Source organism: Streptomyces sp. NBC_00045, assembly GCF_045041095.1.
Lineage (GTDB): Bacteria > Actinomycetota > Actinomycetes > Streptomycetales > Streptomycetaceae > Streptomyces.
The window spans coordinates 1,499,361-1,524,210 of sequence record NZ_CP108271.1 but is presented as its reverse complement, the minus strand read 5'-3'; the positions used below and the strand labels follow the sequence as shown (position 1 = coordinate 1,524,210).

Sequence of the window (24,850 nt, the reverse complement as noted above, 5' to 3'; positions counted from 1 at the left end):
CCCTACCCCGGACCGCGGCGGGCCGACCCGATCACGCAGTACGAACTCGGGAACGCGGGCCCGCGCTCGGGGAGCCGGAAGCTGCGGTACGAGACGGACCGGAATCCGGCGGCCCCGATCGCGGCGGCCGGGTCCCGGTAGGTGTGGCACCCGCCGAAGAGACGGGGCCAGACGGTCCGGTCCAGGGTGCGCTGGACGGCGGCCATGCCGGCGGTGGGCGCGCGGCCGTGTTCGAAGAAGCGGAGCTCGGCGTCGGGGCGGAGCACCCGGTGGAGCTCCGCGAGCGCGCGGGGCAGGTCCCGTACGGAGCACAGCACGAGGGAGGCGACCGCGGCGTCGAAGGCCTCGCTCTTGACCGGGAGTGCCTCGGCGACACCCGGCACGACATCGACCGGGACCTCGGCGCGCAGGGCGGCGTCGGCGGCGAGCCGGCGTAGCCGCCGCTCCGGTTCGACGGCCACGACCTCGGAGACGGCGCGCGGGTAGTGCGCGAAGTTGAGGCCGTTGCCGGCACCGATCTCGATGACCCGGCCGGATACGCCGTGCAGGAGCTCGCGGCGCAGGGCGCCGATGCCGCCGCGGGTCTCGGCCGTGGTGCTGAAACGGGCGTAGAACCGGGCGAAGAGCGGGTGGTTGACGGAGTCCGGGTCGCGATGTGGAGCGGGCATGGCGGGCCTCCGGGGGCGGGGTGGCGGCGGGTGCGGTTGCCCTGCCCGGCTGTTCCCCGTCCGGGAGGCCCGCAAAACCGGCCGTCCGCCGGTCGGTTGAGTACGCGTACTCAGGAGTCCGGGACCGCCGGATGTGGACAATCGGGTGATCGCAGGAATCGGAGTCGCCCCGCCGCCGGGGCCCGACCCAGGAAGCGGAGACCCAGTGACCTCCCGTACCACCGCCGTCGGCGCCGTGCTGCTCGCCGCAGGGGCGCTCGTACTGACCGCCTGCGGCACCGAGGTGTCCGGGAGCGGCGCGGCCGCCGGCCCGTCCCCGGTGCCGTCCTTGAGCCCGACCCCGGACCACGCCGCCCGGGAGGCGGCCGCGGTGGCCCGCCACGACGCGCTCTTCCCCGAGGTGGCCAAGGCGTGCGCGGGCATGGACACTGCCGCCCCGTCGGCCACGCCGGACGACCTGCCCACGGACCCGGAGGCGCGCAAGTACGCGGAGAACCACGGGTACAAGAGCCAGGTCGGGCTCAGTCCGCAGGCCCGGTGCCGGGGTGATGCGCACGCCGCGCGGATCGAGGTGGCGCTGGGCGGCCCCGGCGGGAAGGGCGCACCGCAGACGGCTCAGGACCTCGGTCGGCTCCTGAAGGAACTCGGATACGAGCTGGACACCGGGGACGTGTACGGATCCGGCCCGGGCAACCTCTCGTTCGTCCTGTCGATCCCCGAGAGCGGACCGTGCGTGACGGGCCGCCTGGGCGTGCCGGTGAGTGTGGAGGCACACGGGGTCTACGCGGAGGGCGGCTGCCGCGAGCCCCGTGGTGGGCACTGAGCGCGCCGGGAACGGAGCACGGACGCAGCGGCCCGGCGGTGCCGTGGGGCGCCGCCGGGCCGCTGCGTGGCCGGGGTCCGGGGTCCGGGCCAGGAGTCCGGACCCCGGCTCCCGATCAGGGCTGCCAGGCCGTCAGGAAGGACTCCGGGGACCAGGTGCCCGAGAGGGCGGGGGACAGCCAGCCGGGGGCTGCCGCGCAGAAGGCCTCCGGGGAGAGGGATCCCGAAGCTTCCGGGACCGCGCCCAGCAGCGGGAGTCCCGAGGACGACGGGAGGTCCGCCAGGTTGCAGCGGCAGGCCAGGTCCGGCTGCGCCGGCCAGCTGCCGATGACCACGCCCGGGGACTCCAGCCCCCGGGCCCGGAGGGCCTCGGCCGTCAGGGTCGTGGAGTTGAGGGTGCCGAGCGCCGCCGGGGCGACCACCAGGACGGGGGCGCCGACCAGGCGGGCCGCGTCGGCCAGGGTGTGGCCGGCTTCGTCGAAGCGGACCAGCAGGCCGCCCGCACCCTCCACCAGGACCAGGTCGTGGGAGCGGGCGAGCCGCTCCGCGGCCTCTGCGACGGCTGCCGGCGAGACCGTGGGCAGGCCGGAGCGGCGGGCCGCCGTGTCCGGGGCCAAGGGTTCCGGGTAGCGGGCCAGTTCCACCGCCGTGACCGCCGGTCCGGCCAGCCGGACCGCCTCCGCCGCATCACCCGGAGCACCGGGTTCCATGCCCGTCTGGGCCGGCTTCAGGACCGCCACCGAGCGGCCCGACGCCACCGCGGCGGCCGCGATCGCCGACGTGACCACCGTCTTGCCGATCTCCGTGCCCGTGCCCGAGACCATGAGCACCGTCATGTCAGCCCTCCTCCGCCGCCGCGCACACCGCGCGGCAGATGCGGGCCACGTCGGCGTCGCCCGTCACGAACGGCGGCATCACGTAGATCAGGTCCCGGAACGGGCGCACCCACACGCCCTCCCGGACCGCCGCCCGGGTGGCCGCGGCCACGTCGACCTCGTGGGTCAGCTGGACCACGCCGATCGCGCCCAGGACGCGTACGTCCCGGACACCGGGCAGGTCCCGCGCCGGGGCCAGGCCCTCCAGCAGCCCCGCCTCGATCCGCTTGACCTCGCGCTGCCAGTCCTGGCCGAGCAGTAGGTCGATCGAGGCCAGCGCCACGGCCGTGGCGAGCGGGTTGCCCATGAACGTCGGCCCGTGGGCGAGGACGGGGACCGCGCCCTGCGAGATCCCGGCCGCCACCCGCTCCGTGCACAAGGTCGCCGCCAGCGTGAGGTAGCCGCCGGTCAGGGACTTGCCGAGGCACATCACGTCCGGGGTCATCCCTGCGTGGTCCGCCGCGAACAGGGCGCCGGTGCGGCCGAAGCCCGTGGCGATCTCGTCCAGGATGAGCAGGACGTCGTACTCGTCGCACAGTTCGCGCAGCACCCGCAGGTAGGCCGGGTTGTGGAAGCGCATGCCGCCCGCGCCCTGGACCACCGGTTCCACGATCACCGCGGCCAGCTCGTCCGCGTGCGAGGAGACCAGGGAGCGCAGGTGGTCCACGTACGCGGGGTCCACGGGCCCGTCGAAGCCGCTCGGCGGGACGTCGGCGAAGAGCTGGCGCGGGAGGATCCCCGACCAGAGGTCGTGCATGCCGCCCTCGGGGTCGCAGACGCCCATCGGCGTCCAGGTGTCCCCGTGGTAGCCGCCGCGCCAGGTCAGGAGCCTGGTCTTGCCGGGGCGGCCGATGGAGCGCCAGTACTGGAGGCACATCTTCACCGCGACCTCGACCGAGACCGAGCCCGAGTCGGCGAGGAAGACGTGCTCCAGGCCGACCGGGGTGATCTCGACCAGCCGGGTGGCGAGGCGGACGGCGGGCTCGTGGGTGAGCCCGCCGAACATCACGTGCGACATCCGGCCGAGTTGCTCGGTCACGGCCTCGTTCAGCGCCGGGTGGTTGTACCCGTGGATCGCCGACCACCAGGAGGACATGCCGTCGACCAGTTCGTCCTGCCCCTGCGAGGGCTCGGCCAGCCGCAGCCGGACACCCGAGGCGGAGGAGACGACCAGCGGCTCCTGCCGCCCGGGCATCGGTCCGTACGGGTGCCAGACGTGCTGCCGGTCCAGCGCGAGCAGTTCCGCGGCCGGCAGCGGGGCGTGCTGATCAGGCATTGGGGGCGAGGTCCGTTCCCGCGCCCCGTCGGCGGACCGCCACCAGGTCCGGGCGGACCTCGCCCGCCGGAGCCTGGCCCGGCGCCTCGGCCCGGGCCTCGGCCGGTGCCTGCGCGGGGACGGCCTCGTGCTCGTGGCCCGAGCAGCCGCCGCACGCCGAGCCGCAGCCCGCCTCCGCCGGGGAGGAGCCGCACGGCCCGTGGGCTGCGGCCGCGGCCGCAGCGTCCGCGCGGTGCGCCGGGAGGGTCGTCGTACCGGCGCCCTCCACCTCGAAGCCGGCGTCCGCGATCATGTCGAGGTCGGCCTGGCCCGCCTGGCCCTCACTGGTGAGGTAGTCGCCGAGGAAGATCGAGTTGGCGATGTTCAGCGCGAGCGGCTGCATCGAGCGCAGGTGCACCTCGCGGCCGCCGGCGATCCGGACCTCCACGTCGGGGCAGACGAACCGGACCATCGCCAGGATCCGCAGGCAGCGCTGCGGGGTGAGGTTCCACTCCTTGGCCAGCGGGGTGCCCTCGAAGGGGATGAGGAAGTTGACCGGCACCGAGTCAGAGTCCAGCTCGCGCAGCGAGTAGACGACGTCGACCAGGTCCTCGTCGCTCTCGCCCATGCCCGCGATGAGCCCGGAGCAGGCGGACAGGCCCGCCGCGTGCGCCTTCTGCACCGTGTCGACCCGGTCCGCGTAGGTGTGGGTCTTGGTGATCTGGCCGTACGTGGCCTCGGACGTGTTGAGGTTGTGGTTGTAGGCATCGGCACCCGCGTCCTTCAGACGCTCCGCCTGGCCGTCCGAGAGCAGGCCGAGGCACGCGCACACCTCGACGCCCTCGTTCTGCTCCTTGATCGCCTCGATCGTCTTGCCGACCCGCTCGACGTCGCGGTCCGTCGGGCCGCGCCCGCTCGCCACCAGGCACACGCGCTTCGCGCCGCCCGCGACACCGGCCGCGGCGGCCTGGGAGGCCTCGTCCGGCTTGAGCCACGTGTACTTGAGGATCTCCGCTTTCGATCCCAGTCGCTGGGAACAGTAGGAGCAGTCCTCCGGGCAGAGCCCGGACTTCAGGTTGACCAGGTAGTTCAGCTTGACCCGACGCCCGAACCACTGGCGGCGCACCTTGCCGGCCGCGGCCACCACGTCGAGCAGTTCATCGTCAGAGGTCGCCAGAACGGCGAGCGCCTCTTCGCGGGTCGGCAGCTCGCGCCGCAGCCCCTTGTCCACCAGGGTGTTCAGCAGGTCCATGACGCCGATCCTGGACCACACGACCACTCCCGGCCAAGGAGGGATCGCACAACATGGCCGGAACGGAGTGTGTGTATCGCCACACCTGGGACTCAAGTGGCGGCCGTTAGGGTCAGGCACGTCTGTGGACAGCCGACAAATCACGAGGACGCGCCGATGAGTCAGTACAGCCCCGAGCCCGATGACGTGTTCGCCTGGATCGACGACGCGGAGCGGGCCCGTGAGCAGGCCGGACTGGTCCGGACGCTGCGGCCCCGCCCGGAGTCCTCGCCGCTGCTGGACCTGGCGAGCAACGACTACCTCGGGCTCTCCCGGCACCCCGAGACCGTGCGCGGCGCGTGCGAGGCGGCCGAGCGGTGGGGGGCAGGGGCCACTGGATCACGTCTGGTGACCGGTACGACCGAGCTTCATGCGGAGCTTGAGCGGGAGCTCGCCGCCTTCTGCGGGTTCGAGGCCGCCCTGGTCCTGTCCTCCGGGTACGCGGCCAACCTGGCGGCCGTCACCGCACTCAGCGACCGGGGCACCCTCGTCGTCTCCGACGCAGGCAACCACGCCTCGATCGTCGACGGCTGTCGGCTCTCCCGCGCCGAGACCGACGTGATCCCGCACTCCGACCCGGAGGCCGCGCGCAAGACGCTCGCCGGGCACGGTGGCCGGGCGCTGCTGGTCAGCGACTCGGTGTTCTCCGTGGACGGGGACGCCGCCCCGCTCGCCGCGTACGCGGCCGCCTGCCGGGCGGAGGGTGCGGCCCTGGTCGTGGACGACGCCCACGGGTTGGGCGTCCTGGGGGAGGGCGGCCGGGGAGCCCTGTACGCGGCCGGGCTCGCGGGTGCGCCCGGGGTGGTCGCCACCCTCACCCTCTCGAAGTCCCTGGGCAGCCAGGGCGGAGCCGTGCTCGGCCCTGCCAAGGTGATCAGGCACCTGGTCAACACGGCGCGGACCTTCATCTTCGACACCGGGCTGGCACCGGCCGCCGCGGGTGCGGCGCTGGCGAGCCTGCGCCTGCTCCAGCGGGAACCGGAGCGCGCCGGCCGGGCCCGCGAGGTGGCCGACCGCTTGTACGGGCGGCTCACCGCGTCCGGCCTGACCGCGGCCCGGCCGGACGCGGCCGTGGTGTCGGTACGGGCCCCGTCGGCTTCGGCGGCACTGCGCTGGGCCGCCGACTGCCGCGAGGCAGGTCTGTCCGTGGGCTGCTTCCGTCCGCCGTCGGTGCCGGACGGCATCTCCCGGCTGCGACTGACCGCACGTGCCGATCTCACGGGGGACGAGATCGACCGCGCCGTCGCGACGATCCTGGGGACCGCCCCGGCCGGAGCCACGGACCGCTAGGGCGTCACGCGAGCACGTCCGCCCGTACGGATGCGAGGAAGCCGTACCAGGCCGGCCCGGTGAAGAGCACGGCCGGGCCGTCCGCCCGCTTGGAGTCGCGGACGGCCAGCAGGTCGCCGCCGAGGGCGGCCGTTTCCACGCAGTTGTTCATTCCGGTGCTGCGGCTGCTCCGCCGCCACCGCGCGCTGATCAGAAGTCCGCTGGAGGAGAGGGGGGTTGCGGACACGGGGGTGCCTCCTTACGCGTCGTCAGCGAGTGAGCTGATGAGATCCGACGAGTCCTGGGGCGGGAGGGCGTGCGCCTGGATGGTGCGGAATGCGGCGCTGTACGCCTCAAGGTCTTCCTTCCGCTCCAGATAGAGGCTACTCGTCAAATGGTCGAGTACCACCACATCCAGATCGGCGATGTTCGGAAATGAGAAAATGACGAACGGTCCGGTCAGGCCGAGATGGCCCCCCACGCTGAACGGCAGTACCTGCAACCGCACTTGCGGCAACCGGGCCACCTGCGCCAGGTGTCGCAATTGCGCCGCCATCACCCCGGGGCCGCCGATCTGCCGGCGCAGTACCGCCTCGTCGAGCACGGCGCTCAGCTCCAACGGCGGATCGGCCCGCAGCACCGACTGCCGGGCCAGTCGTACGTCGACCAGCGCGTCGACCTTGGGTTCCGGAAGCCCGCCCAGCGCGGCCCGGGTCACCGCCCGTGCGTACTCCGGGGTCTGTAGCAGGCCCGGCACCACGGAGAGCTCGACCGTGCGGGCCGAACGGGCGCCCGCTTCCAGGCTGATGAAGTCCCGGTATTCCTGTGGCAGCAGCCCCCGGTAGTCGTGCCACCACTGGCGGCCGCGACCGGCCTCGCTGCCCGGTCCCGGTCCGGCCGCCGAAGCCGACAGGGCCTCCAGCAGGGCCCGCTGTTCGGGACTGACGACGTTTCCGTAGACATCCAGCAGGAGGCGGATGTCCTCCGGTTTCACGCCACTGCGACCCGTTTCGATGCGGCTGATTTTCGACTGGTGCCACCCCGCGATCCGGGCGGCCTCACCACTGGTGAGTCCGGTCCGGTCGCGCAGCGCGCGCAGTTCCTCGCCGAGCTTGCGCCGACGCACCGCGGGACCGTGCTGCATACCCGCCTCCTTCCACCGGCACAGCTCGCACCAGTCTGCCGTCCAAATACGCTCTTCCGTAGCAGAGTTCACTGCATTGAGCGACAGATATATGCATATCTTGGGGTAACGGCAGCACCGGCGGGACGATGGGTGGCACTCTGGCGTCCAGCACAGATCCGGGGCGGTTCGCCCCGGTGGGAAAGGGACCGTCGCCATGGCAGACCACCAGGAAGCATCCGTCACTCTGCCGAGCGATCCCGCCTCGGTCGCCACCGCCCGCCGCTACGTCACGGAGGTGCTCGGTGAATGGGGACTGCCCGACGGGGCCGACACCGCCGACAGCGTCCGGCTGATCGTCTCGGAACTCGCCACCAACGCCGTGCAGCACACGTTCGGCCAGTCGCCCACCTTCACCGTCGACATCCGCCTGGAGTGCGGGGAACGGCTCCGCGTCGGCGTCACCGACAGTCACCCGCGCTGGCCCAGGCGCCTCCCCGCCGCCGTCCAGCAGGACAACGGCCGGGGGATGGTCATCATCCGCTGGCTCGCCGCCGAGGCGGGCGGACGGCTCTCCGTCAGCCCCACCGAGGACGGCGGCAAGACCGTGTGGATCGCCCTGCCCTGGCCCGTCGGGGCCCCGGCGGAGAGCGTCACCGGCTGTTGAGCGGGGTCGGTGGGGCTCAGCCCTGCCCGCGCTCCGCGGCGCTCCGTTCGATGCACAGTTCGTTGCCCTCCGGGTCGGCGAGCACCGCCCAGCCGGAGCCGTCCTCCCGGCGCCGGTCGTCCACCAGCTTCGCGCCGAGCCCGATCAGCCGCTCGACGGTCTCGTCGCGGGTGCCGCTGGGCGGCTGGATGTCCAAGTGGACGCGGTTCTTCATGGACTTGGCGTCCGGAACCCGGATGAACAGCAGACCGGGAACCCCGGGCTGCCCCGGGTCCACGAGGATCTCGTCGTCGTCCTCGGCGTCGTCCGGGTGGATCGGGAAGCCGGTGGCCGCGGACCAGAACGTGGCGACCTTGTACGGATCGAGTGCGTCGAAGGTGATGTGTCGGACCGGGTTGAGAAACATGCATCTCCTCGGTGGCGGGTCCTCCGGCGGCGGCCGGCGGCTGAACCGCGTGTCTCCACGAAACGTGGGTTAACGCGGCGGAAAAACGCGGCGCTTAGCGTGGCGCCCACTGCCTTGCGTCAATGATCGCCCATCAGCCGGCAAAGCGGTGGTGCGCGGTGCGGAAAGCCTTTCTCTTCGTTGGGCAAGACACGCTTGGCATGGATATACGCAGGTCAACAAAGTGTTGAAGGCCGTTAGGGTCGGCCTGGTGCGACGCTGATCTTGTCCCGGAAACTTGGTGATACGAGTGCAACTGACACCGCACGAGCAGGAACGACTGCTCATCCATGTGGCCGCCGACGTGGCCGAGAAGCGCAGGGCGCGCGGGGTCCTCCTCAACCACCCCGAGGCGGTCGCCCTGATCACGTCGCACATCCTCGAAGGCGCCCGCGACGGGCGGACCGTTGCCGAGCTCATGGCCTCGGGCCGCACCGTGCTCGGACGCGCCGAGGTGATGGAGGGGATCCCCGAGATGATCCACGACGTCCAGGTCGAGGCGACCTTCCCGGACGGCACCAAGCTCGTCACCGTCCACGACCCGATCGTCTGAAGGCGAGAGACCGTGATCCCCGGCGAAATCGTCCACGGGGACGGCCCGGTGCGCCTCAACGAGGGCCGGCCCGTCACCCGCCTGACCGTGCTCAACGTCGCCGACCGGCCCGTCCAGGTCGGCTCGCACTACCACTTCGCCGAGGCCAACCCCGGCCTCGACTTCGACCGTGCCGCAGCCCGCGGACTGCGGCTCAACATCGCCGCCGGCACCGCCGTGCGCTTCGAGCCGGGCATCCCGGTCGCGGTGGAACTCGTACCGTTGGCCGGGCTGCGCACCGTACCCGGTCTGCGCGGGGAGACCGGGGGGCCGCTCGATGGCTGAGCTCGACCGGCGCGCGTACGCCGACCTCTTCGGACCGACCGCCGGCGACCGCATCCGGCTCGCCGACACCGACCTGTTCGTCGAGATCGAGGAGGACCGCAGCGGCGGCCCCGGACGCTCCGGCGACGAGGCCGTGTTCGGTGGCGGCAAGGTGATCCGCGAATCCATGGGGCAGGCGCGCACCACCCGTGCCGAGGGCGCCCCCGACACCGTGATCACCGGGGTCGTCGTCATCGACCACTGGGGCATCGTCAAGGCCGACATCGGCATCCGCGACGGCCGCATCTGCGGCATCGGCAAGGCCGGCAACCCCGACACGATGGACGGAGTGGACCCCGCTCTCGTGATCGGTCCCGAAACCGAGATCATCGCGGGCAACGGGAAGATCGTCACCGCGGGCGCCATCGACACCCACGTGCACTTCATCTCGCCGACCGTCATCGACGAGGCCCTGGCCTCCGGCATCACCACCCTCGTCGGTGGCGGTACCGGACCCGCCGAGGGAACCAAGGCCACCACCGTCACCCCCGGACCCTGGCACCTCGCCCGGATGTTCGCGGCCCTGGAGTCCTACCCGGTCAACATAGGCCTGCTGGGCAAGGGCAACACCATGTCCCGCGACGCCATGTACTCCCAGCTGCGCGGCGGCGCCCTCGGCTTCAAGATCCACGAGGACTGGGGGGCCACCCCCGCCGTCATCGACGCCTGCCTCGGTGTCTGCGACGAGACCGGCGCGCAGGTCGCCATCCACACGGACACCCTCAACGAGGCCGGATTCGTCGGCGACACCCTCGCCGCCATCGCCGGGCGGACGATCCACTCCTACCACACCGAGGGCGCGGGCGGCGGCCACGCACCCGACATCATCACCGTGGTCTCCGAGTCGAACATCCTGCCCAGCTCCACCAACCCGACCCGGCCGCACACCATCAACACCATCGAGGAACACCTCGACATGCTGATGGTCTGCCACCACCTCAACCCGGCGGTCCCCGAGGACCTGGCCTTCGCCGAATCCCGGATCCGGCCCTCGACCATCGCCGCCGAGGACGTCCTGCACGACATGGGCGCCATCTCGATCATTTCCTCGGACGCCCAGGCCATGGGCCGCGTCGGCGAGGTCGTGATGCGCACCTGGCAGACCGCCCACGTGATGAAGAAGCGGCGCGGCTTCCTGCCCGGCGACGGACCCGCCGACAACCACCGCGCCCGCCGCTACGTCGCCAAGTACACGATCAACCCCGCCGTGGCCCAGGGCCTCGCACGGGAGATCGGCTCGGTGGAGACCGGCAAGCTCGCCGACCTCGTGCTGTGGACGCCCGCGTTCTTCGGGGTCAAGCCCGAAGTCGTCATCAAGGGCGGGCAGATCGCCTACGCGCAGATGGGCGACGCCAACGCCTCCATCCCCACCCCGCAGCCGGTGCTGCCCCGCCCGATGTTCGCCAGCTTCGGCCGGGCCCCCGGGCTGAACTCGATCAACTTCACCGCGCAGGCCGCGCTCGACGACTCGCTGCCCGAACGGCTCGGACTCGGCAAGCAGTTCGTGGCCATCGAGAGCACCCGCAAGGTGGGCAAGTCGGACATGCGCAACAACGACGCCATGCCGAGGGTCGAGGTCGACGCCGACACCTTCACGGTCACCATCGACGGCGAGGTCGTGGAGCCGGCGCCGGCCGCAGAACTGCCCATGGCCCAGAGATACTTCCTGTTTTGAAAGGAGCCGCTTCCGATGGGCGCAGCCCGATGAGCCTCGCCGCCCTGCTCGTCCTCGCGGACGGCCGCTTCCCCGCCGGAGGGCACGCCCACTCCGGCGGGGCCGAGGCCGCCTGCAAGGCCGGCCGGATCCATGACGCCGCCACCTTGCAGGAGTTCTGCCGCGGCCGGCTCCACACGGCCGGACTCGTCGCCGCCGGACTCGCAGCGGCCGCGGCCCTCGGGCTCGACCCGGCGGTCCTCGACACCGCCGCCGACGCACGCACCCCGTCGCCCGCGCTGCGCACCGCGGCGCGGCGGCTGGGCCGGCAGCTGATGCGGGCCGCCCGGGCCACCTGGCCCGCCGTCGAACTCGACGCGCTCGCCGCGGCCTTCCCGCGCGGGGCGCACCAGCCGGTGGTGCTCGGGATCACCGCCCGGGCAGCCGGACTGGGGCCGCTGGAGGCCGCGCACGTGGCGGCGTACGAGAGCGTCAGCGGACCGGCGACCGCGACGGTGCGGCTGCTCGGCCTGGACCCCTTCGAGGCGAGCGGGGTCCTGGCCCGCCTCGCCCCCGAGCTCGACGAGGTCTGCGGCCGGGCCGCCCGGGCCGCACACCGAGCCCTGCGGGAAGGCCCCGACGCGCTGCCCGCGGCGTCCTCGCCGCTGCTGGAGATCGCGGCGGAGGCCCATGCCGGCTGGCCGGTACGGCTGTTCGCCTCCTGACCGCACGCCGCACGCCGCCCGCCCGCCGCACGCCCGCCGTACGCACCGCACGCCGCCTCCCCGGCAGCCCCCGACCACCTCCACGACCTCCTGGAGATCCCCATGCACCTCGACCACGGCGTGACCTACCCCCAGCGCCACACCCACAGCGCCGAGCCCGTGCGGGCGGACGGCTCGCGCCGGGCCCTGCGCATCGGACTCGGCGGACCCGTCGGCTCCGGCAAGACGGCCACCGTCGCCGCGCTCTGCCGGGCCCTGCGCGCCGAACTGTCCATGGCCGTCGTCACCAACGATATCTACACCCGGGAGGACGCCGAGTTCCTGCTCCGGGAGGCCGTCCTGCCGCCCGAGCGGATCAGCGCGGTGGAGACCGGCGCCTGCCCGCACACCGCCATCCGCGACGACATCTCCGCCAACCTGGAGGCGGTGGAGGAGCTGGAGGAGACCGTCGGGCCGCTCGACCTGATCCTCGTCGAGTCCGGCGGCGACAACCTCACCGCCACCTTCTCCCGGGGCCTCGTCGACGCCCAGATCTTCGTCATCGACGTGGCGGGCGGTGACGACATCCCGCGCAAGGGCGGCCCCGGCGTCACCACCGCCGACCTGCTCGTCGTCAACAAGACCGACCTCGCCCCCTACGTGGGCTCCGACCTGGACCGGATGGCCCGCGACGCCGCCGAGCAGCGCGGTGAACTCCCCGTCGCCTTCCAGTCGCTGCGCGGCGCGGAGGGCGTGGCTCCGGTGGCCGCGTGGGTGCGCGGGCGGATTGCCGCCTGGACCGCCCGATGATTCCCACGGCGGCCGCGGCGCCCCCCGCAGGGGCGCCACCGGTCACCGCGCCCCCGCACGCCGCGCCCCCCGCCGCCCCGGCCCGGCAGCTCCTCGCTCCGGCGGGTGTACGGGCCACCGCCCGGATCTCCGCGGTCGCCGACGGCCGCGGAGGTACCGCCCTGCCGCTGCTGTCCGGGGAGGGGCCGCTGGCGCTGCGCCGGACCCGGGGCTCGGGCGCCGAGGCCGGCGTCATGCTGGTCGGTGCGATGAGCGCCCCGCTCGGCGGGGACCACCTCACGGTGGAGGCCGCCGCCGGCCCCGGTGCCCGCCTCGCCCTGGCCTCGGCGGCGGCCACCTTGGCGCTGCCCGGCCGCGGTGGTGAGCCCGCGCGGTACGACGTACGGCTGACCCTGGCCGGAGACGCGGCCGTACGGTGGCTGCCGGAGCCGCTGGTCTCCGTGCGCGGCAGTGACCTGCGGGTGCGCACCCGCGTCGAACTCGCCCCCACGGCGCTGCTGCTGCTGCGCGAGGAGCAGGTGCTGGGCCGCACGGGGGAGGAGCCGGGCCTGCTGCGCAGCAGGCTCACCGTGACCCGGGGCGGGAAGGCGCTGCTGGACCAGGAGGTGGCCTGCGGACCGGGAGCGCCGGGAGGCTGGGACGGTCCGGCGGGGCTGGCGGGCCATCGGGCGCTCGGTCAGCTCCTGGTCGTCGATCCGGCGTTCGCGGAGTCGGCGCCGGCTCCCGCGGTGCTCGGGGAGTTCGCGGCGGTCACCCCGCTGGCGGGTCCCGCCGTACTCGTGACGGCTCTGGCGCCCGATGCGCTTCGGCTGCGCGAGGTACTGGACGCGGCGTGTCGAACGTACGGCTGGTAATCGCTGAGCGAACCTGGGACGAATCAGACACCGCTCAGCGGTACACGCCTTTCCGGTTATCGGGTTGGCAAAGAACGTGACCTTGCTCTGTTGTCAGGTGTAGGTCAGGCGAAAGGATCCTCCTGGATCGACCGACCAACCCGACCAACCCGGCCTCCTCCGGCCGGGTCTGACGCAGGGGGAACAACCACGTGATACGCACTGCAGCGCTGGGGAGCGCTGCCACTCTGATCACCGGAACGCTGGCCGCGAGCCTGCTGCTCGCGCCGCCCGCCGCCGCGGCCTCGTCCGCCGGGAGCAGCTCGGTTCCGGAGGCGCTCGGCGTGCAGCTCGCCGCCGCCCGCGCCGCCCGCACCGGGATCGAGTGGAAGGACTGTCCCGCCGACTGGGGCTTCGAGGCCCCGATCCAGTGCGGCTGGGTCAAGGTCCCGCTGGACTACGCCAAGCCGTTCGGCAAGACCATCGACCTCGCGGTCGACCGGATCGGCAGCACCGGCACCAAGGAGGAGCGCCAGGGCGCGCTCGTCTACAACCCCGGTGGCCCCGGCGGCTCCGGCATGCGCTTCCCGCGCCGGGTCACCACCAAGAGCCCGTTGTGGGTCAACACCTCCAAGGCCTATGACTTCGTGGGCTTCGACCCGCGCGGTGTCGGCCACTCCGCCCCGATCTCCTGCATCGACCCGCAGGAGTTCGTCAAGGCTCCCAAGGCCGACCCGGTCCCGTCCAACGAGGCCGACAAGCGCGCCCAGCGCAAGCTCGCCGCCGAGTACGCGGACGGCTGCAAGGAGCGCAGCGGCGAGATGCTGCCGCACATGACCACGCCGAACACCGCGCGCGACCTGGACGTCATCCGTGCCGCCCTCGGCGAGAAGAAGCTGAACTACCTCGGCGTCTCCTACGGCACCTACCTCGGCGGCGTCTACGCGACGCTGTTCCCGAGCCACGTGCGCCGCATGATCGTCGACAGCGTGGTCAACCCGGACACGGACAACATCTGGTACGAGGCCAACCTCGGCCAGGACGTCGCCTTCCAGGTGCGCTGGAACGACTGGGAGGACTGGGTCGCCAAGAACGACAACGTCTTCCACATCGGCGACACCCGCGCCAAGGTCGAGGCCAAGTGGCTGGAGCTGCGCGCCAAGGCCAAGGCCAACCCGCTCGGCGGCGTCGTCGGCCCGAACGAGCTCCTCGGCTTCTTCCAGGGTGCCCCGTACTACGACTCCTCCTGGGTGCCCGTCGCCCAGGCGTTCAGCGCGTTCGTGGCCGGTGACGAGAAGCCGCTGATCGAGGCGATCTCCCCGGACATGTCCGACATCAAGGGCAACATCGCCTCGGAGAACAGCAACGCGGTGTACACCGCGGTCGAGTGCGCGGACGCCAAGTGGCCGACCAGCTGGGCCAAGTGGGACCGGGACAACACCAAGCTGAACGAGAAGTACCCGTTCCTGACCTGGTCCAACGCGTGGATGAACCTGCCCTGCGCGACCTGGAAGGCCAAGCAGAGCAACCCGATCGAGGTCGGTGCCAAGCGCGGCCTGCCGCCGGTCCTGATCGTCCAGTCCGAGCGTGACGCCGCCACGCCTTACGACGGTGGCGTCGAGATGCACCGCCGCCTCGCCGGCTCGCGTCTGATCACCGAGCAGAACGCCGGCTCGCACGGTGTCACCAGCCTGGTGAACCCCTGCATCAACACCCGGGTGGACGCCTACCTGCTGACCGGCAAGGTCGACGCCAAGGACGTGAAGTGCGGTCCGCACGCCACTCCGGTCGCCCCGGCCCCGGCCGCTGCGAAGGCGCTCGCCGATGCTCCGGCCTCCGCGCTCCCGGCGCTGGAGGAACTGCCGGCCGTTCGCTAAGGCCTGCGGCACAGCACGGGAGAAGGCTCAGCGCGACCAGCGCCGGGCCTTCTTCCGTGCCTCCTCCTCTTCGGCCTTGACCTCGGCGGCGTACCGGTCCACGTATTCCTGGCCGGACAGCTGGAGCACGGCGTACATGATCTCGTCGGTGACGGCCCGCAGCACGGCCCGCTCGCCCTCCAGCCCGGCGTAGCGCGAGAAGTCAAGCGGCCGGCCGAAGCGGATCGTCACCCGCCGGATGTTCGGGATCTTCTGCCCGGGCGGTTGGATCTCGAAGGTGCCGACCATCGCGCACGGGACGACGGGCACCCCGGCTCCGAGCGCCATCGCGGCCACTCCCACCTTGCCCTTGTACAGCCGCCCGTCGTGCGAGCGGGTGCCCTCCGGGTAGATCCCCAGCAGCTCGCCCTTGGCCAGCACCCCCAGCCCCTCGCGCAGCGCGGCCTGCCCGGCGTCCTTGCCCGACCGGTCCACCGGGATCTGCCCGGCGCTGCGGAAGAAGAACGCGGTCAGCCGCCCCTTCACCCCGGGGCCGGTGAAGTACTCCGCCTTCGCGAGGAAGGTGATCCGGCGCTTGAGGATGGCCGGCATCAGGAAGTGGTCGGAGAACGACAGGTGGTTCCCCGCGACGATGGCGGCACCCTCCGCCGGGATGTTCTCCAGTCCCTCGATGCGCGGCCGGAAGAGCAGACGCAGCAGCGGACCGAGCAGCACGTGCTTGAGCAAGTGGTAGAACACCGGGGCATTTTCCCTTCGCCTGGGGGTCAGGTCAGTGTGCCGGACACGGTGCCGGATGGGCATGGCGCATCAGGATCCCGCCCGCCCCGGAGGGCGCATGGGGGAGAGAGACCGACCGAATCCGGCCGCTAGGTCGTGTGGCCAAAGTCCCGTCTGCTGGCGGGCCGACGCTGCTTTGACAGCGCTCCCGAGGGCCGGGCCAGGGGAACGGGCGGAGGGGCGGCAGGGCAGGGGAGGGGCGGTCAGGGCTTGCGGGACGCCGCCATTCCGGCGGTCAGCAGGCCGAGGAGCACCCAGCCGAACCACAGCCAGCCGTTGCTGCCGAGGGCCACGGAGTACGTGGCGACGGCCACCAGAGCGGCGAAGGTCATGACGGCCATCGCCTTAACGGATCCGGTCATGCCCCATGGTCGCGCGCGAAGGTGCCGGTGCGCTACTGGCCACGCGCTTGGAGCGAGGCGAGATAGGAGTTGTACGCCTCAAGCTCCTTGTCGCCGTCGCGGTCCGCTGCGCGGTCCGAACGCTTCGCCGCCCGCTGCTCCGAGTGGTACCACTGGTAGACCAGCGCGATCAGCACCAGTACCGACGGGATCTCGCTGAAGGCCCAGGCGATGCCGCCGCCCCACTGCTGGTCGAGCAGCGGATCGATGCCGAGGGAGGCCGGCGGGTCCGAGTACGTCTTGATCATCGGCTCGCTCGCCATCATCAGGGCGATGCCGAAGAAGGCGTGGAACGGCATGCCGGCGAAGAGCTCCAGCATCCGCATCACGTAGCCGGGGCGGTGCGGGCCCGGGTCCACACCCATGATCGGCCAGAAGAAGACCAGGCCGACGGCCAGGAAGTGCACCATCATGCCGATGTGCCCGGCCTTGCTCTCCATCAGGAAGTCGAAGAGCGGGGTGAAGTAGAGGGCGTAGAGGCTGGCGATGAACAGGGGGATCGTGAACACCGGGTGGGTGATCACCTTCATGTAGCGGCTGTGCAGCAGCATCAGCAGCAGCTCGCGCGGCCCCTTGACGCCCCGCGCCGCGGGCGGCAGCGCGCGCAGCGCCAGCGTCACCGGCGCGCCGAGCAGCAGCAGGATCGGGGAGAGCATGCTGATGACCATGTGCTGGATCATGTGCACGCTGAACATGACCATGCCGTAATCGTTCAGCTTGGTGCACATCACGAGGGCGACGCTCAGTACGCCCGCGGTGAAGGCGATCGTCCGGCCCACCGGCCAGGCGTCCCCGCGGCGGCGCAGCCGCAGCACGCCCCACAGGTACAGGCCGAGGCCCACCAGCGAGCCGATCAGGAAGAACGCGTCGAAGGAGAACTCCAGCCCGCGCCCGAGAGTGAACGGCGGCAGGTCCATGTCCATGTCCATGTTCATGTCCATGCCGTGACCGCTGTGATCCATCTGTCCACTCCCTTGACCTGTGGTGCCCCACCACAGTAATGCCGCCCCCGGACGCGAACTCGTCCGGGGGCGGTCATCACAGGAGTGAGGCGGAGAAGGGGGGAAACATCACAGAACGGTCTGCGCCTCGTCGTACCGCTCGGCCGGAACCGTCTTGAGGGTCTGCACGGCGTCGGCGAGCGGGACCATCTCGATCTCGGTGCCGCGCAGGGCCGTCAGCATCCCGAACTCGCCGCGGTGCGCCGCTTCGACCGCGTGCCAGCCGAAGCGGGTGGCCAGGACCCGGTCGTACGCGGTGGGCGTGCCGCCGCGCTGGACGTGGCCCAGGATGACCGGGCGGGCCTCCTTGCCCAGGCGCCGCTCCAGCTCCACGGCGAGGATGTTGCCGATGCCGGCGAAGCGCTCGTGACCGTACTGGTCGGTGCCGCCCTCCTGGAACGCCATGGAGCCGGGGCGCGGCTTGGCACCCTCGGAGACCACGACGATCGCGAACCGCTTGCCCGCGGAGAAGCGCTCGCCGACGACCGCCGTCAGCTCGTCGATGTCGAAGGGGCGCTCGGGAACGACGATGGCGTGGGCGCCGGCCGCCATGCCCGAGTGCAGGGCGATCCAGCCCGTGTGGCGGCCCATGACCTCCACGACCATCACGCGCTGGTGGGACTCGGCGGTGGTCTTCAGCCGGTCCAGGGCCTCGGTGGCGACCCCGACGGCGGTGTCGAAGCCGAAGGTGACGTCCGTCGAGGCGATGTCGTTGTCGATGGTCTTCGGGACGCCGACGATCGGCAGGCCGGCCTTCGAGAGCAGGTTCGCGGCCTTCAGGGTGCCCTCGCCACCGATCGGGATGATGGCGTCCAGACCGAGGTCGGCGACGTGCCCGCGGGCCCGCTCGACGCCGTCGCGCAGGTGCGCCGGCTGTACCCGGGAGGAGCCCAGGATCGTGCCGCCGCGGGCCAGGATGCCGCTGACGGCGTCGAGGTCGAGCTTGCGGTAGTCGCACTCCAGCAGACCGCGCCAGCCGTCGTGGAAGCCGATGACCTCGTCGCCGTGGTCGACGACGGAGCGGTGCACGACGGAGCGGATGACGGCATTGAGGCCGGGGCAGTCGCCGCCGGAAGTGAGCACACCAATGCGCATGGCAGGAAGAACCTTTGCAACGTGGGCCGACGACCGGACCACGTCGTCCGGTTGGAACTACGGCCACCCTACAAGCGGTGGAGCGGTGGACTGAACCATCCTCCACATGCTGGTCATGCTCGTCGTACGAAACGACGTCGGCCCGGTTCCCCCAAGGGAAAACCGGGCCGAACACATGATGGCGGGGCCGCCCCGATGAGCGGCCCGCGCGGCGTTACGCGGGCTGCGTGGCCGCCGAAATGCGCTCGGTGCGCAGCGCCTCGTACCACCGGTCGTCGATGGGCGGCAGCGCGTTCACGTCGAGGGCCAGCTTCAGCAGCAGGTCCGCGATCTGCGGGTTGCGGGCCATGACGGGGCCGTGCATGTACGTGCCGAAGACCGTGTCGTTGTACGCGCCCTCGGTGCCGTCGCCCGTGCCGTTGCCGCGGCCCAGGCGGGTGCGGGCGAACGCCTTCGCGCTCGGGCCGAGGTGCGTGACGCCCTGGTGGTTCTCGAAGCCGGTCAGCTGCGGCAGGTTCAGGCGCGGGTCGATGTCCGCCAGGACGTCGCCGACGCACCGCTCGCCCTCGCCGCGCACGGTGACCACGTCCAGCAGGCCGAGGCCCTCCTGGCGCTCGCCCATGTCGTTGACGAACTCGTTGCCGAGGATCTGGTAGCCGGCACAGACGGAAAAGACGATCGCCCCGTTCGAGACGGCCCGCTCCAGACCGCCGTCGCGCAGCAGACGCTCCGCGGCGAGCCGCTGCGGCCGGTCCTCACCGCCGCCGATCAGGTAGATGTCGCCCGAGGTGGGGATGGGCTGGTCGCTGCGCACGTCCACGCGCTGCACGTCCAGGCCGCGCTGGCGCGCCCGGCGCTCCACCACGAGGGCGTTGCCCTGGTCTCCGTACGTGCTCAGCAGGTCGGGGTAGACCCACACCAGACGCAGGCTGTTGTCGCTCATGCTCTTGTGTCCTCTGGAGGTATGAGTACTAGTTGCCGACGCGGCGGCGCACGTCCTGGAAGGCGGTGTAGTTGGCGATCAGCTCGATCTGCCCGGGCGGCGCCAGCTGCACGGCCTCGTCGAGGGTCTCGCACACCCGGAAGTCCAGGCCCGCGACCTCAAGGCGGACCGCCAGGTCCAGCTTGCGGTCGCCGATCACGAAGATCGGGTGCCCGGCCAGACGCGGGTAGTCCACGTCCCACAGCCAGGACGTGTCGGTGCCGTCGGCCCCGCGCGCGTTCACCGAAAGGATCACCGGAGTCGGCGGCGGGTCGATCAGCGAAAACGTTTCGAGCCAGCCCGCCGGGTTCTTCGCGAGCAGCAGGCGCAGCTCACGGCCCTGGAAGGTGACCACGTCGTAGCGGCCGGCGACGGCCTGCACCTGGTACATCCGCTCCAGCGCGACCTGCGGCGGCACGCCGAAGACGGCGGCGACGGCGGCCGAGGTGGCGGCGTTCGCCTTGTTGGCGCGGCCGGGCAGCTGGAGGTGGATCGGCCAGGCGCTGCCGTGCGGGTCCAGCACGTGGTCCCCGGACAGCACCCAGCTCGGGGTGGGGCGCCGGAAGCCGCACTCGCCGCAGAACCAGTCGTCGCCGGGGCGCTGCATGACGCCACCGCAGGAGGGGCACGACCAGGCGTCGTCCTTCCACTCCTGACCGGCGGCGACCCACACCACGTTCTGCGAGGACGAGGCCGACCACACGATGAGCGGGTCGTCGCAGTTCGCGACGATGACGGCCTTGGAGCCCTGGAGGCCCTCGCGCCACTTCTCCGCGAGCATGCGGGTCTCGGCGGCGCGGTCCAGCTGGTCGCGGGAGAGGTTCAGCAGGGCGATCACCTTGGGGGTGACGTCCCGGGCCACCCCGGCGAGGTACTTCTCGTCCACCTCGATGACGCCGTACTTGGCCTCCGAACCGCCCGCGAGGGCGGAGGTGATGCCGGCCGGCATGTTGGCCCCGAGGGCGTTGGACACGACCGGACCGCTGGCCCGCAGGGCCTCGGCGATCAGTCGCGTCGTCGTGGTCTTGCCGTTCGTCGCAGAGACGAGGACGACGTCGAGATGCTGCGCGAGCGCTCCGAGGAGATCGGGGTCGAGTTTGAGTGCGACCTTGCCACCGATCACCGATCCGCTTCCGCGTCCCGCGGCCCGCGACACCGCCGCCGCGGCCTTGCCCGCCGTCACGGCCAGCTTGGCCCGCGGCGAAAGCGGCTCTGTGTTGCCTGCCATCGTCCCTTGTCCTCCTTGCGTCGGTCGGCCCCAGCCTATCCAGTACCGGCCGGGGCCTTGACCGCGGCGCCCCTGGGCGCCGCGGATCTCCTCATATATTCGCCCGTCGTAGGCTTGCGGCCATGCGACAGCGCCCCATTCCCGGTACCGCCGGCCTCGTCCGCACCATGAGCCTGCTCGGCGATCCGGTGCTCCGCTCAACCTGCGCGGAGGTCACCGAATTCGGCCCGGCCCTCGACCGGCTCATCGAGGACATGTTCGCGACGATGTACGCCGCCGACGGCGTCGGCCTCGCGGCGAACCAGATCGGCGTCGGGCAGCGGGTGTTCGTGTACGACTGCCCCGACGACGAGGACGTGCGCCACGTCGGGCACATCGTGAACCCGCGCCTGGTGGCGACCGACGGGGACGAGTTCCGCGGCCCCGAGGGCTGCCTGTCGCTGCCCGGCCTGGAGGCGGGCACGGTCCGCTTCGACCGTGCCGTCGTCGAAGGGGTCACCTCCGCGGGTGCGCCCCTACGGATCGAGGGCACCGGGTTCTTCGCCCGCTGCCTCCAGCACGAGTGCGACCACCTCGACGGCACGGTCTACGCGGACCGGGTCACCGGGCTGCGCGCCCGGCGGCTGCGGCGGGCGATCCGCAGGACGCCGTGGGGCGCGCGGGCCGGGGCGGCCGCGCAGGACTGAGCGCGGGCCGCGGCGCGGGCCGCAAGCCCGTGCCGGCTAGAAGCCCGGGCCGTCCGCGCGGTTACCGGCCGTGGCCAGGCGGCCCCACAGCAGGTCGGTGAGTCCGGCGACCAACTCCGCGCGCTCGCACGGGCGCTCGCCGAGCCACCAGTCGCCGGCGGCGTGCATCATGCCGACGATGCCGTGGCCCCAGATCCGGGCCATGCGTTCGCCGCCGGGGCCGAGGTCCACGCGTTCGCCGATCACCTGGGCGAGCTCCTCGCCGAGCCGGCGCAGCAGCGGGGCCGAGTGCAGGCCCACGTCGAAGCCCCGTTCGGCGGCGTGCGAGTCCTCGGCCGGGTGCATCAGGAACCGGTACACCTGCGGGCGGGCCTCGATGGCCGCGAGATAGGTGTCGAGGGTGGACTCCACGCGGTTGCGGCGCTCGGCCGGGGCGTCGAGCGCGGCGCGCAGAGAGTCGAGCAGGGCGTCGGTGTGCCGGACGGCCAGGGCCTGGTAGAGCCCGGCCTTGTCGCCGAAGTGCCGGTACAGGATGGGCTTCGTGATGCCGGCTTCCGCCGCGATGGCGTTCATGGACGCCTTTGGGCCGTCCCGGAGGACGACCCTGTCGGCCGCTTCGAGCAGCTCCCGCCTGCGGCGTTCGGCCGCTCCCGGTTCTCCGGTCTGTTGGGTTGTCTCCATGAGTGTTTCTCTCCCCGCCCTTGCGATGGTGCGTGACGCCCACGCAACGTAACACCCCGCACACCCTCGCGAACGAATCGGCTGCGTCGCGGACGACTCTGCTTGACAGTGCTTACTCGTCAGTAACAGACTGTGGTCACCGTAAGGGTTACCGCTAGTAACGCACTGGTGGATGCACAGCTGGAGGGGACATGGCGGAGTTCACCATGGAGCTCAATGACGACCAGAAGCAGGTGCGGGACTGGATCCACGGCTTCGCGGCCGATGTGATCCGCCCCGCCGCCGCGGAATGGGACGAGCGCGAAGAGACTCCGTGGCCCGTCATCCAGGAGGCCGCGAAGGTCGGGATCTACTCGCTCGACTTCTATGCCCAGCAGTTCTTCGACCCTACCGGCCTCGGCATCCCGATGGCCATGGAAGAGCTGTTCTGGGGTGACGCCGGCATCGCCCTGTCGATCGTGGGCACCGGGCTCGCCGCCATCGGCGTCGTCGCCAACGGCACCGAGGAGCAGATCGGCACCTGGATCCCGCAGATGTACGGGACCCCCGACGACGTCAAGGTCGCCGCGTTCTGCTCCTCCGAGCCGGACGCCGGATCCGACGTCGGCTCGATGCGCACGCGAGCGGTCTACGACCAGGCCAAGGACGAGTGGGTGCTGAACGGCACCAAGACGTGGGCGACCAACGGCGGCATCGCCAACGTCCACATCGTCGTCGCCGTCGTCGACCCGGAGCTCGGCACCAAGGGCCACGCGTCCTTCATCGTGCCGCCGAACACCCCGGGCCTGTCCCAGGGCCAGAAGTTCAAGAAGCATGGCATCCGGGCCTCGCACACCGCCGAGGTGGTCCTGGAGGACGTGCGCGTCCCCGGCTCGTGCCTGCTCGGCGGCAAGGACAAGCTGGACGAGCGGCTCGCGCGGGCCCGCGAGCGGGCCAGGGTCGGCGGGGGCGAGCGCGTGAAGAACGCGGCCATGGCCACCTTCGAGGCCTCCCGCCCGGCGGTCGGCGCCATGGCCGTCGGCACTGCGCGCGCGGCGTACGAGGTCGCCCTCGACTACGCCAAGACCCGTACGCAGTTCGGTCGTCCGATCATCGACAACCAGGGCGTGGCCTTCCAGCTCGCCGACATGCGGACCCAGATCGACGCGGCCCGGCTGCTGGTGTGGCGGGCCTCGTGGATGGCGGTCGCGGGCAAGCCCTTCACCTCGGCGGAGGGCTCCATGTCGAAGCTGTTCGCGAGCGAGATGTCCAAGAAGGTCACCGCCCAGGCGGTCCAGATCCTCGGTGGCAACGGCTACACCCGCGAGTACCCGGTGGAGCGCATGCACCGCGACAGCGCGATCTACACGATCTTCGAGGGCACCAGCGAGATCCAGCGTCTGGTGATCGCCCGCACGATCTCGGACATGCCGATCCGCTAGCCCGGGACCGTTGCAGCGGTGCCCCCGGACGTCTCGGGTGTCCGGGGGCACCGGCCTGTCAGCGCAGCGGCGTGAGGCAGGTGAGCTGGTTCCCGTCCTCGCTGTACTGCAGTTCGGCGAGGAAGTCGCGCGCGGCGCAGGTGCCGCCGGGCGCGTCCGCGGGCCGGGTGGCCCGGTACTGCGCGAGCGGCGAGCCGCAGTCCGTGACCAGCAGCTTCTGGTCCTGCCAGTCGCCCTCGTTGTGCACGCACTGCCCCGTGATCAGCGCGGGCGGCTTCTCGTCCCCGGACATCGTCAGGCCCAGCAGCAGGAGCGTGGGCGGTGTGAAGGCGATGAGCACGGTCGCCACGAGGAAGACCAGCGCCGGCGGGCGGCGCCACAGCGCCTTGCCCGGGTCCAGGGTGGGGAGGATGGCGCCCGCCGGGGGAGCGAGCTTGAGGAAGCGCGCCCGCGCGCCGAGGTTCATCAGCAGGGTGAAGGGCGTGATGAACACCGACAGCGGGCCCCACCAGCCCTGCCACAGGGTGGCGGCGGACATCCTGCGGTAGGTCGCGAACCCGCAGTCACGGCAGAACGGCCCCTCCTGGCGCAGGAACCGCATCAGGACGAGCATGCCCTGGTGCCCCCGTACGGTGGCCTGCACGGCCGGCTCGGCGCCGCACAAGCGGCAGCCGTACGGGGCGGCCGCCACCGCGGGGTGGCCGTACGGGCCGGGCTGCGGCGGCACCGGGTACGAGCCGTAGTGGCCGTAGGGGCCGCCCTGTTGCGGGGTGTACGGGTGGTACGGGCCGGCGCCGTGCTGCGGTGGCGGAGTGGCCACGGGGTTCTCCTCGTTCTCGCGATGACCAACGGTGCTCGGTGATCACGGAACCCTAGCCCGCGCCGTCACCCCCGCAGCATTCGGGCGAGGGCCCGGGAGAACAGCAGCTTGCCGGCCACCGCGACGAGCGGATCGAAGGGGCGCCCCAGCCCGCGTACGCGCAGTTCCTCGCGCCACTCCACCACCGACCCGCCGGCCGGACCGGGGCCCACCCCGATCTCCGCCCAGCCCGTGACCGTGCGGCCGCGCTTCTCCAGCCGGGCCAGCCCCGGCGACGCGTCGGCAGGGGGGCGCCAGAGCACGACTTCCATGGGGTCGTCGAACGTGATCCTGCCCACGCCGGTGCGCGCCGTGAAGCGCGTTCCGGCGCGCGTGGGCGGCGCCGTCTCGATGATCGTCCGCGTGAGCGGGACCTGTGCGCCGTGGCGTTCCCAGTCCGTCAGCCGCCGCCACGCCTCGGCGGGCGGGAGCGGCGTTCGGTGAACGATCCGGATACCGGGCATGAGCGCATGGTAAGCGGGCATACACACCCTGAACTGGACCCCGAAT

Annotated in this window: 28 protein-coding genes; 12 read left to right on the top strand and 16 right to left on the bottom strand. The window is 71.9% G+C overall.

Annotated elements, in window-relative coordinates; all coding sequences use genetic code 11:
• Window positions 1-2: 2 nt before the first annotated feature.
• Complete coding sequence (locus OHA65_RS07200) at window positions 3-668, bottom strand: class I SAM-dependent methyltransferase (RefSeq protein WP_327282273.1); 666 nt, start codon at window positions 666-668, stop codon at window positions 3-5.
• 205 nt (window positions 669-873) lie between these two features.
• Between OHA65_RS07200 and OHA65_RS07195 the strand changes: the two genes are divergently transcribed.
• Entirely contained in the window at window positions 874-1,491 is a 618-nt protein-coding gene (locus OHA65_RS07195; protein WP_327282272.1) for a hypothetical protein, read from the top strand.
• A 115-nt stretch (window positions 1,492-1,606) separates the two neighbouring features.
• Here OHA65_RS07195 and bioD read toward each other — a convergent pair whose 3' ends face one another.
• Genes bioD through bioB form a run of 3 tightly spaced genes read right to left on the bottom strand, consistent with a single transcriptional unit; the run spans window position 1,607 to window position 4,872 of the window.
• Window positions 1,607-2,326: a dethiobiotin synthase gene (gene bioD, locus OHA65_RS07190; protein ID WP_327282271.1), complete on the bottom strand. Its 720-nt coding sequence runs from the start codon at window positions 2,324-2,326 to the stop codon at window positions 1,607-1,609.
• A gap of 1 nt (window position 2,327) precedes the next feature.
• Entirely contained in the window at window positions 2,328-3,641 is a 1,314-nt protein-coding gene (locus tag OHA65_RS07185; protein ID WP_327282270.1) for an adenosylmethionine--8-amino-7-oxononanoate transaminase, read from the bottom strand.
• On the bottom strand, window positions 3,634-4,872 hold the full coding sequence (bioB, locus tag OHA65_RS07180) for a biotin synthase BioB (protein WP_327282269.1): 1,239 nt from the start codon (window positions 4,870-4,872) through the stop codon (window positions 3,634-3,636). The genes OHA65_RS07185 and bioB overlap by 8 nt, the downstream gene beginning before the upstream one ends.
• A 156-nt stretch (window positions 4,873-5,028) precedes the next feature.
• Here bioB and OHA65_RS07175 point away from each other — a divergent pair, with 156 nt between their 5' ends.
• Entirely contained in the window at window positions 5,029-6,201 is a 1,173-nt protein-coding gene (locus OHA65_RS07175) for an 8-amino-7-oxononanoate synthase (RefSeq protein WP_327282268.1), read from the top strand.
• A gap of 4 nt (window positions 6,202-6,205) precedes the next feature.
• Here the strand turns inward: OHA65_RS07175 and OHA65_RS07170 are convergent, their stop codons facing one another.
• Together OHA65_RS07170 and OHA65_RS07165 are read right to left on the bottom strand one after the other, a co-directional pair.
• On the bottom strand, window positions 6,206-6,427 hold the full coding sequence (locus OHA65_RS07170) for a DUF397 domain-containing protein (RefSeq protein WP_327282267.1): 222 nt from the start codon (window positions 6,425-6,427) through the stop codon (window positions 6,206-6,208).
• A gap of 12 nt (window positions 6,428-6,439) precedes the next feature.
• Window positions 6,440-7,324 carry a helix-turn-helix transcriptional regulator gene (locus OHA65_RS07165; RefSeq protein ID WP_327282266.1) on the bottom strand — a complete coding sequence of 295 codons (885 nt, stop codon included), beginning with the start codon at window positions 7,322-7,324 and terminating at the stop codon, window positions 6,440-6,442.
• A 196-nt stretch (window positions 7,325-7,520) separates the two neighbouring features.
• On the opposite strand from OHA65_RS07165, the gene OHA65_RS07160 reads away from it, so the two are divergent.
• Window positions 7,521-7,970 carry an ATP-binding protein gene (locus OHA65_RS07160; RefSeq protein WP_327282265.1) on the top strand — a complete coding sequence of 150 codons (450 nt, stop codon included), beginning with the start codon at window positions 7,521-7,523 and terminating at the stop codon, window positions 7,968-7,970.
• A 16-nt stretch (window positions 7,971-7,986) separates the two neighbouring features.
• On the opposite strand, the gene OHA65_RS07155 is transcribed toward OHA65_RS07160, so the two are convergent.
• On the bottom strand, window positions 7,987-8,376 hold the full coding sequence (locus tag OHA65_RS07155; protein WP_327282263.1) for a VOC family protein: 390 nt from the start codon (window positions 8,374-8,376) through the stop codon (window positions 7,987-7,989).
• A gap of 289 nt (window positions 8,377-8,665) precedes the next feature.
• Here OHA65_RS07155 and OHA65_RS07150 point away from each other — a divergent pair, with 289 nt between their 5' ends.
• From OHA65_RS07150 to OHA65_RS07120, 7 genes are all read left to right on the top strand, one after another.
• On the top strand, window positions 8,666-8,968 hold the full coding sequence (locus tag OHA65_RS07150) for an urease subunit gamma (protein ID WP_030300160.1): 303 nt from the start codon (window positions 8,666-8,668) through the stop codon (window positions 8,966-8,968).
• A 12-nt stretch (window positions 8,969-8,980) separates the two neighbouring features.
• A complete protein-coding gene (locus OHA65_RS07145; RefSeq protein ID WP_327282262.1) occupies window positions 8,981-9,292 on the top strand; it encodes an urease subunit beta in 312 nt (103 codons plus the stop codon).
• Window positions 9,285-11,006, top strand: a complete 1,722-nt coding sequence (locus OHA65_RS07140; protein WP_327282261.1) for an urease subunit alpha — start codon at window positions 9,285-9,287, stop codon at window positions 11,004-11,006. Before OHA65_RS07145 ends, OHA65_RS07140 begins: the two co-directional genes overlap by 8 nt.
• Before the next feature lie 29 nt (window positions 11,007-11,035).
• Window positions 11,036-11,710 (top strand): urease accessory UreF family protein, encoded by a 675-nt coding sequence (locus tag OHA65_RS07135; RefSeq protein ID WP_327282260.1) that lies wholly within the window; start codon window positions 11,036-11,038, stop codon window positions 11,708-11,710.
• A 102-nt stretch (window positions 11,711-11,812) separates the two neighbouring features.
• Entirely contained in the window at window positions 11,813-12,499 is a 687-nt protein-coding gene (ureG, locus tag OHA65_RS07130; RefSeq protein ID WP_327282258.1) for an urease accessory protein UreG, read from the top strand.
• Complete coding sequence (locus tag OHA65_RS07125; protein ID WP_327282257.1) at window positions 12,496-13,353, top strand: urease accessory protein UreD; 858 nt, start codon at window positions 12,496-12,498, stop codon at window positions 13,351-13,353. The genes ureG and OHA65_RS07125 overlap by 4 nt, the downstream gene beginning before the upstream one ends.
• A gap of 191 nt (window positions 13,354-13,544) precedes the next feature.
• Window positions 13,545-15,209, top strand: a complete 1,665-nt coding sequence (locus OHA65_RS07120) for an alpha/beta hydrolase (RefSeq protein ID WP_327282256.1) — start codon at window positions 13,545-13,547, stop codon at window positions 15,207-15,209.
• A gap of 27 nt (window positions 15,210-15,236) precedes the next feature.
• Here OHA65_RS07120 and OHA65_RS07115 read toward each other — a convergent pair whose 3' ends face one another.
• The 6 genes from OHA65_RS07115 to OHA65_RS07090 all read right to left on the bottom strand — a co-directional run bounded on the left by OHA65_RS07115 (window position 15,237) and on the right by OHA65_RS07090 (window position 20,693).
• On the bottom strand, window positions 15,237-15,947 hold the full coding sequence (locus OHA65_RS07115; RefSeq protein WP_327282255.1) for a lysophospholipid acyltransferase family protein: 711 nt from the start codon (window positions 15,945-15,947) through the stop codon (window positions 15,237-15,239).
• Between the two features lie 242 nt (window positions 15,948-16,189).
• Window positions 16,190-16,348, bottom strand: a complete 159-nt coding sequence (locus OHA65_RS07110) for a hypothetical protein (protein ID WP_327282254.1) — start codon at window positions 16,346-16,348, stop codon at window positions 16,190-16,192.
• 32 nt (window positions 16,349-16,380) lie between these two features.
• Window positions 16,381-17,349, bottom strand: coding sequence for a cytochrome c oxidase assembly protein (locus tag OHA65_RS07105; RefSeq protein WP_371646187.1), 969 nt, complete (start codon window positions 17,347-17,349; stop codon window positions 16,381-16,383).
• 108 nt (window positions 17,350-17,457) lie between these two features.
• Window positions 17,458-18,483, bottom strand: a complete 1,026-nt coding sequence (locus tag OHA65_RS07100) for a 6-phosphofructokinase (RefSeq protein ID WP_327282252.1) — start codon at window positions 18,481-18,483, stop codon at window positions 17,458-17,460.
• A 214-nt stretch (window positions 18,484-18,697) separates the two neighbouring features.
• A complete protein-coding gene (locus OHA65_RS07095; RefSeq protein WP_327282251.1) occupies window positions 18,698-19,426 on the bottom strand; it encodes a glutamine amidotransferase in 729 nt (242 codons plus the stop codon).
• Window positions 19,427-19,454: 28 nt separating this feature from the next.
• A complete protein-coding gene (locus OHA65_RS07090) occupies window positions 19,455-20,693 on the bottom strand; it encodes a MurT ligase domain-containing protein (protein WP_327282250.1) in 1,239 nt (412 codons plus the stop codon).
• Window positions 20,694-20,815: 122 nt separating this feature from the next.
• Between OHA65_RS07090 and def the strand changes: the two genes are divergently transcribed.
• The gene (gene def, locus OHA65_RS07085; RefSeq protein ID WP_327282249.1) at window positions 20,816-21,379 is read left to right on the top strand and encodes a peptide deformylase; all 564 of its coding nucleotides are present in this window, start codon (window positions 20,816-20,818) and stop codon (window positions 21,377-21,379) included.
• A gap of 36 nt (window positions 21,380-21,415) precedes the next feature.
• Here def and OHA65_RS07080 read toward each other — a convergent pair whose 3' ends face one another.
• Window positions 21,416-22,060 carry a TetR family transcriptional regulator gene (locus OHA65_RS07080; RefSeq protein ID WP_327282248.1) on the bottom strand — a complete coding sequence of 215 codons (645 nt, stop codon included), beginning with the start codon at window positions 22,058-22,060 and terminating at the stop codon, window positions 21,416-21,418.
• A gap of 191 nt (window positions 22,061-22,251) precedes the next feature.
• On the opposite strand from OHA65_RS07080, the gene OHA65_RS07075 reads away from it, so the two are divergent.
• Window positions 22,252-23,481, top strand: coding sequence for an acyl-CoA dehydrogenase family protein (locus tag OHA65_RS07075; protein WP_327282247.1), 1,230 nt, complete (start codon window positions 22,252-22,254; stop codon window positions 23,479-23,481).
• Between the two features lie 58 nt (window positions 23,482-23,539).
• Here OHA65_RS07075 and OHA65_RS07070 read toward each other — a convergent pair whose 3' ends face one another.
• Entirely contained in the window at window positions 23,540-24,301 is a 762-nt protein-coding gene (locus tag OHA65_RS07070) for a hypothetical protein (RefSeq protein ID WP_327282246.1), read from the bottom strand.
• A 65-nt stretch (window positions 24,302-24,366) separates the two neighbouring features.
• Window positions 24,367-24,804 carry an SRPBCC family protein gene (locus OHA65_RS07065; protein WP_327282245.1) on the bottom strand — a complete coding sequence of 146 codons (438 nt, stop codon included), beginning with the start codon at window positions 24,802-24,804 and terminating at the stop codon, window positions 24,367-24,369.
• Window positions 24,805-24,850: the final 46 nt, after the last annotated feature.

What these genes read in the sequence shown, in the direction of transcription:
- OHA65_RS07200 (WP_327282273.1), bottom strand. Translation starts at nt 668, where the DNA reads ATGCCCGCTCCACATCGCGACCCGGACTCCGTCAACCACCCGCTCTTC.
- bioD (WP_327282271.1), bottom strand. Translation starts at nt 2,326, where the DNA reads ATGACGGTGCTCATGGTCTCGGGCACGGGCACGGAGATCGGCAAGACG.
- OHA65_RS07185 (WP_327282270.1), bottom strand. Translation starts at nt 3,641, where the DNA reads ATGCCTGATCAGCACGCCCCGCTGCCGGCCGCGGAACTGCTCGCGCTG.
- bioB (WP_327282269.1), bottom strand. Translation starts at nt 4,872, where the DNA reads ATGGACCTGCTGAACACCCTGGTGGACAAGGGGCTGCGGCGCGAGCTG.
- OHA65_RS07175 (WP_327282268.1), top strand. Translation starts at nt 5,029, where the DNA reads ATGAGTCAGTACAGCCCCGAGCCCGATGACGTGTTCGCCTGGATCGAC.
- OHA65_RS07165 (WP_327282266.1), bottom strand. Translation starts at nt 7,324, where the DNA reads ATGCAGCACGGTCCCGCGGTGCGTCGGCGCAAGCTCGGCGAGGAACTG.
- OHA65_RS07160 (WP_327282265.1), top strand. Translation starts at nt 7,521, where the DNA reads ATGGCAGACCACCAGGAAGCATCCGTCACTCTGCCGAGCGATCCCGCC.
- OHA65_RS07155 (WP_327282263.1), bottom strand. Translation starts at nt 8,376, where the DNA reads ATGTTTCTCAACCCGGTCCGACACATCACCTTCGACGCACTCGATCCG.
- OHA65_RS07140 (WP_327282261.1), top strand. Translation starts at nt 9,285, where the DNA reads ATGGCTGAGCTCGACCGGCGCGCGTACGCCGACCTCTTCGGACCGACC.
- OHA65_RS07135 (WP_327282260.1), top strand. Translation starts at nt 11,036, where the DNA reads ATGAGCCTCGCCGCCCTGCTCGTCCTCGCGGACGGCCGCTTCCCCGCC.
- ureG (WP_327282258.1), top strand. Translation starts at nt 11,813, where the DNA reads ATGCACCTCGACCACGGCGTGACCTACCCCCAGCGCCACACCCACAGC.
- OHA65_RS07125 (WP_327282257.1), top strand. Translation starts at nt 12,496, where the DNA reads ATGATTCCCACGGCGGCCGCGGCGCCCCCCGCAGGGGCGCCACCGGTC.
- OHA65_RS07110 (WP_327282254.1), bottom strand. Translation starts at nt 16,348, where the DNA reads ATGACCGGATCCGTTAAGGCGATGGCCGTCATGACCTTCGCCGCTCTG.
- OHA65_RS07105 (WP_371646187.1), bottom strand. Translation starts at nt 17,349, where the DNA reads ATGGATCACAGCGGTCACGGCATGGACATGAACATGGACATGGACATG.
- OHA65_RS07100 (WP_327282252.1), bottom strand. Translation starts at nt 18,483, where the DNA reads ATGCGCATTGGTGTGCTCACTTCCGGCGGCGACTGCCCCGGCCTCAAT.
- OHA65_RS07095 (WP_327282251.1), bottom strand. Translation starts at nt 19,426, where the DNA reads ATGAGCGACAACAGCCTGCGTCTGGTGTGGGTCTACCCCGACCTGCTG.
- OHA65_RS07090 (WP_327282250.1), bottom strand. Translation starts at nt 20,693, where the DNA reads ATGGCAGGCAACACAGAGCCGCTTTCGCCGCGGGCCAAGCTGGCCGTG.
- def (WP_327282249.1), top strand. Translation starts at nt 20,816, where the DNA reads ATGCGACAGCGCCCCATTCCCGGTACCGCCGGCCTCGTCCGCACCATG.
- OHA65_RS07080 (WP_327282248.1), bottom strand. Translation starts at nt 22,060, where the DNA reads ATGGAGACAACCCAACAGACCGGAGAACCGGGAGCGGCCGAACGCCGC.
- OHA65_RS07075 (WP_327282247.1), top strand. Translation starts at nt 22,252, where the DNA reads ATGGCGGAGTTCACCATGGAGCTCAATGACGACCAGAAGCAGGTGCGG.
- OHA65_RS07065 (WP_327282245.1), bottom strand. Translation starts at nt 24,804, where the DNA reads ATGCCCGGTATCCGGATCGTTCACCGAACGCCGCTCCCGCCCGCCGAG.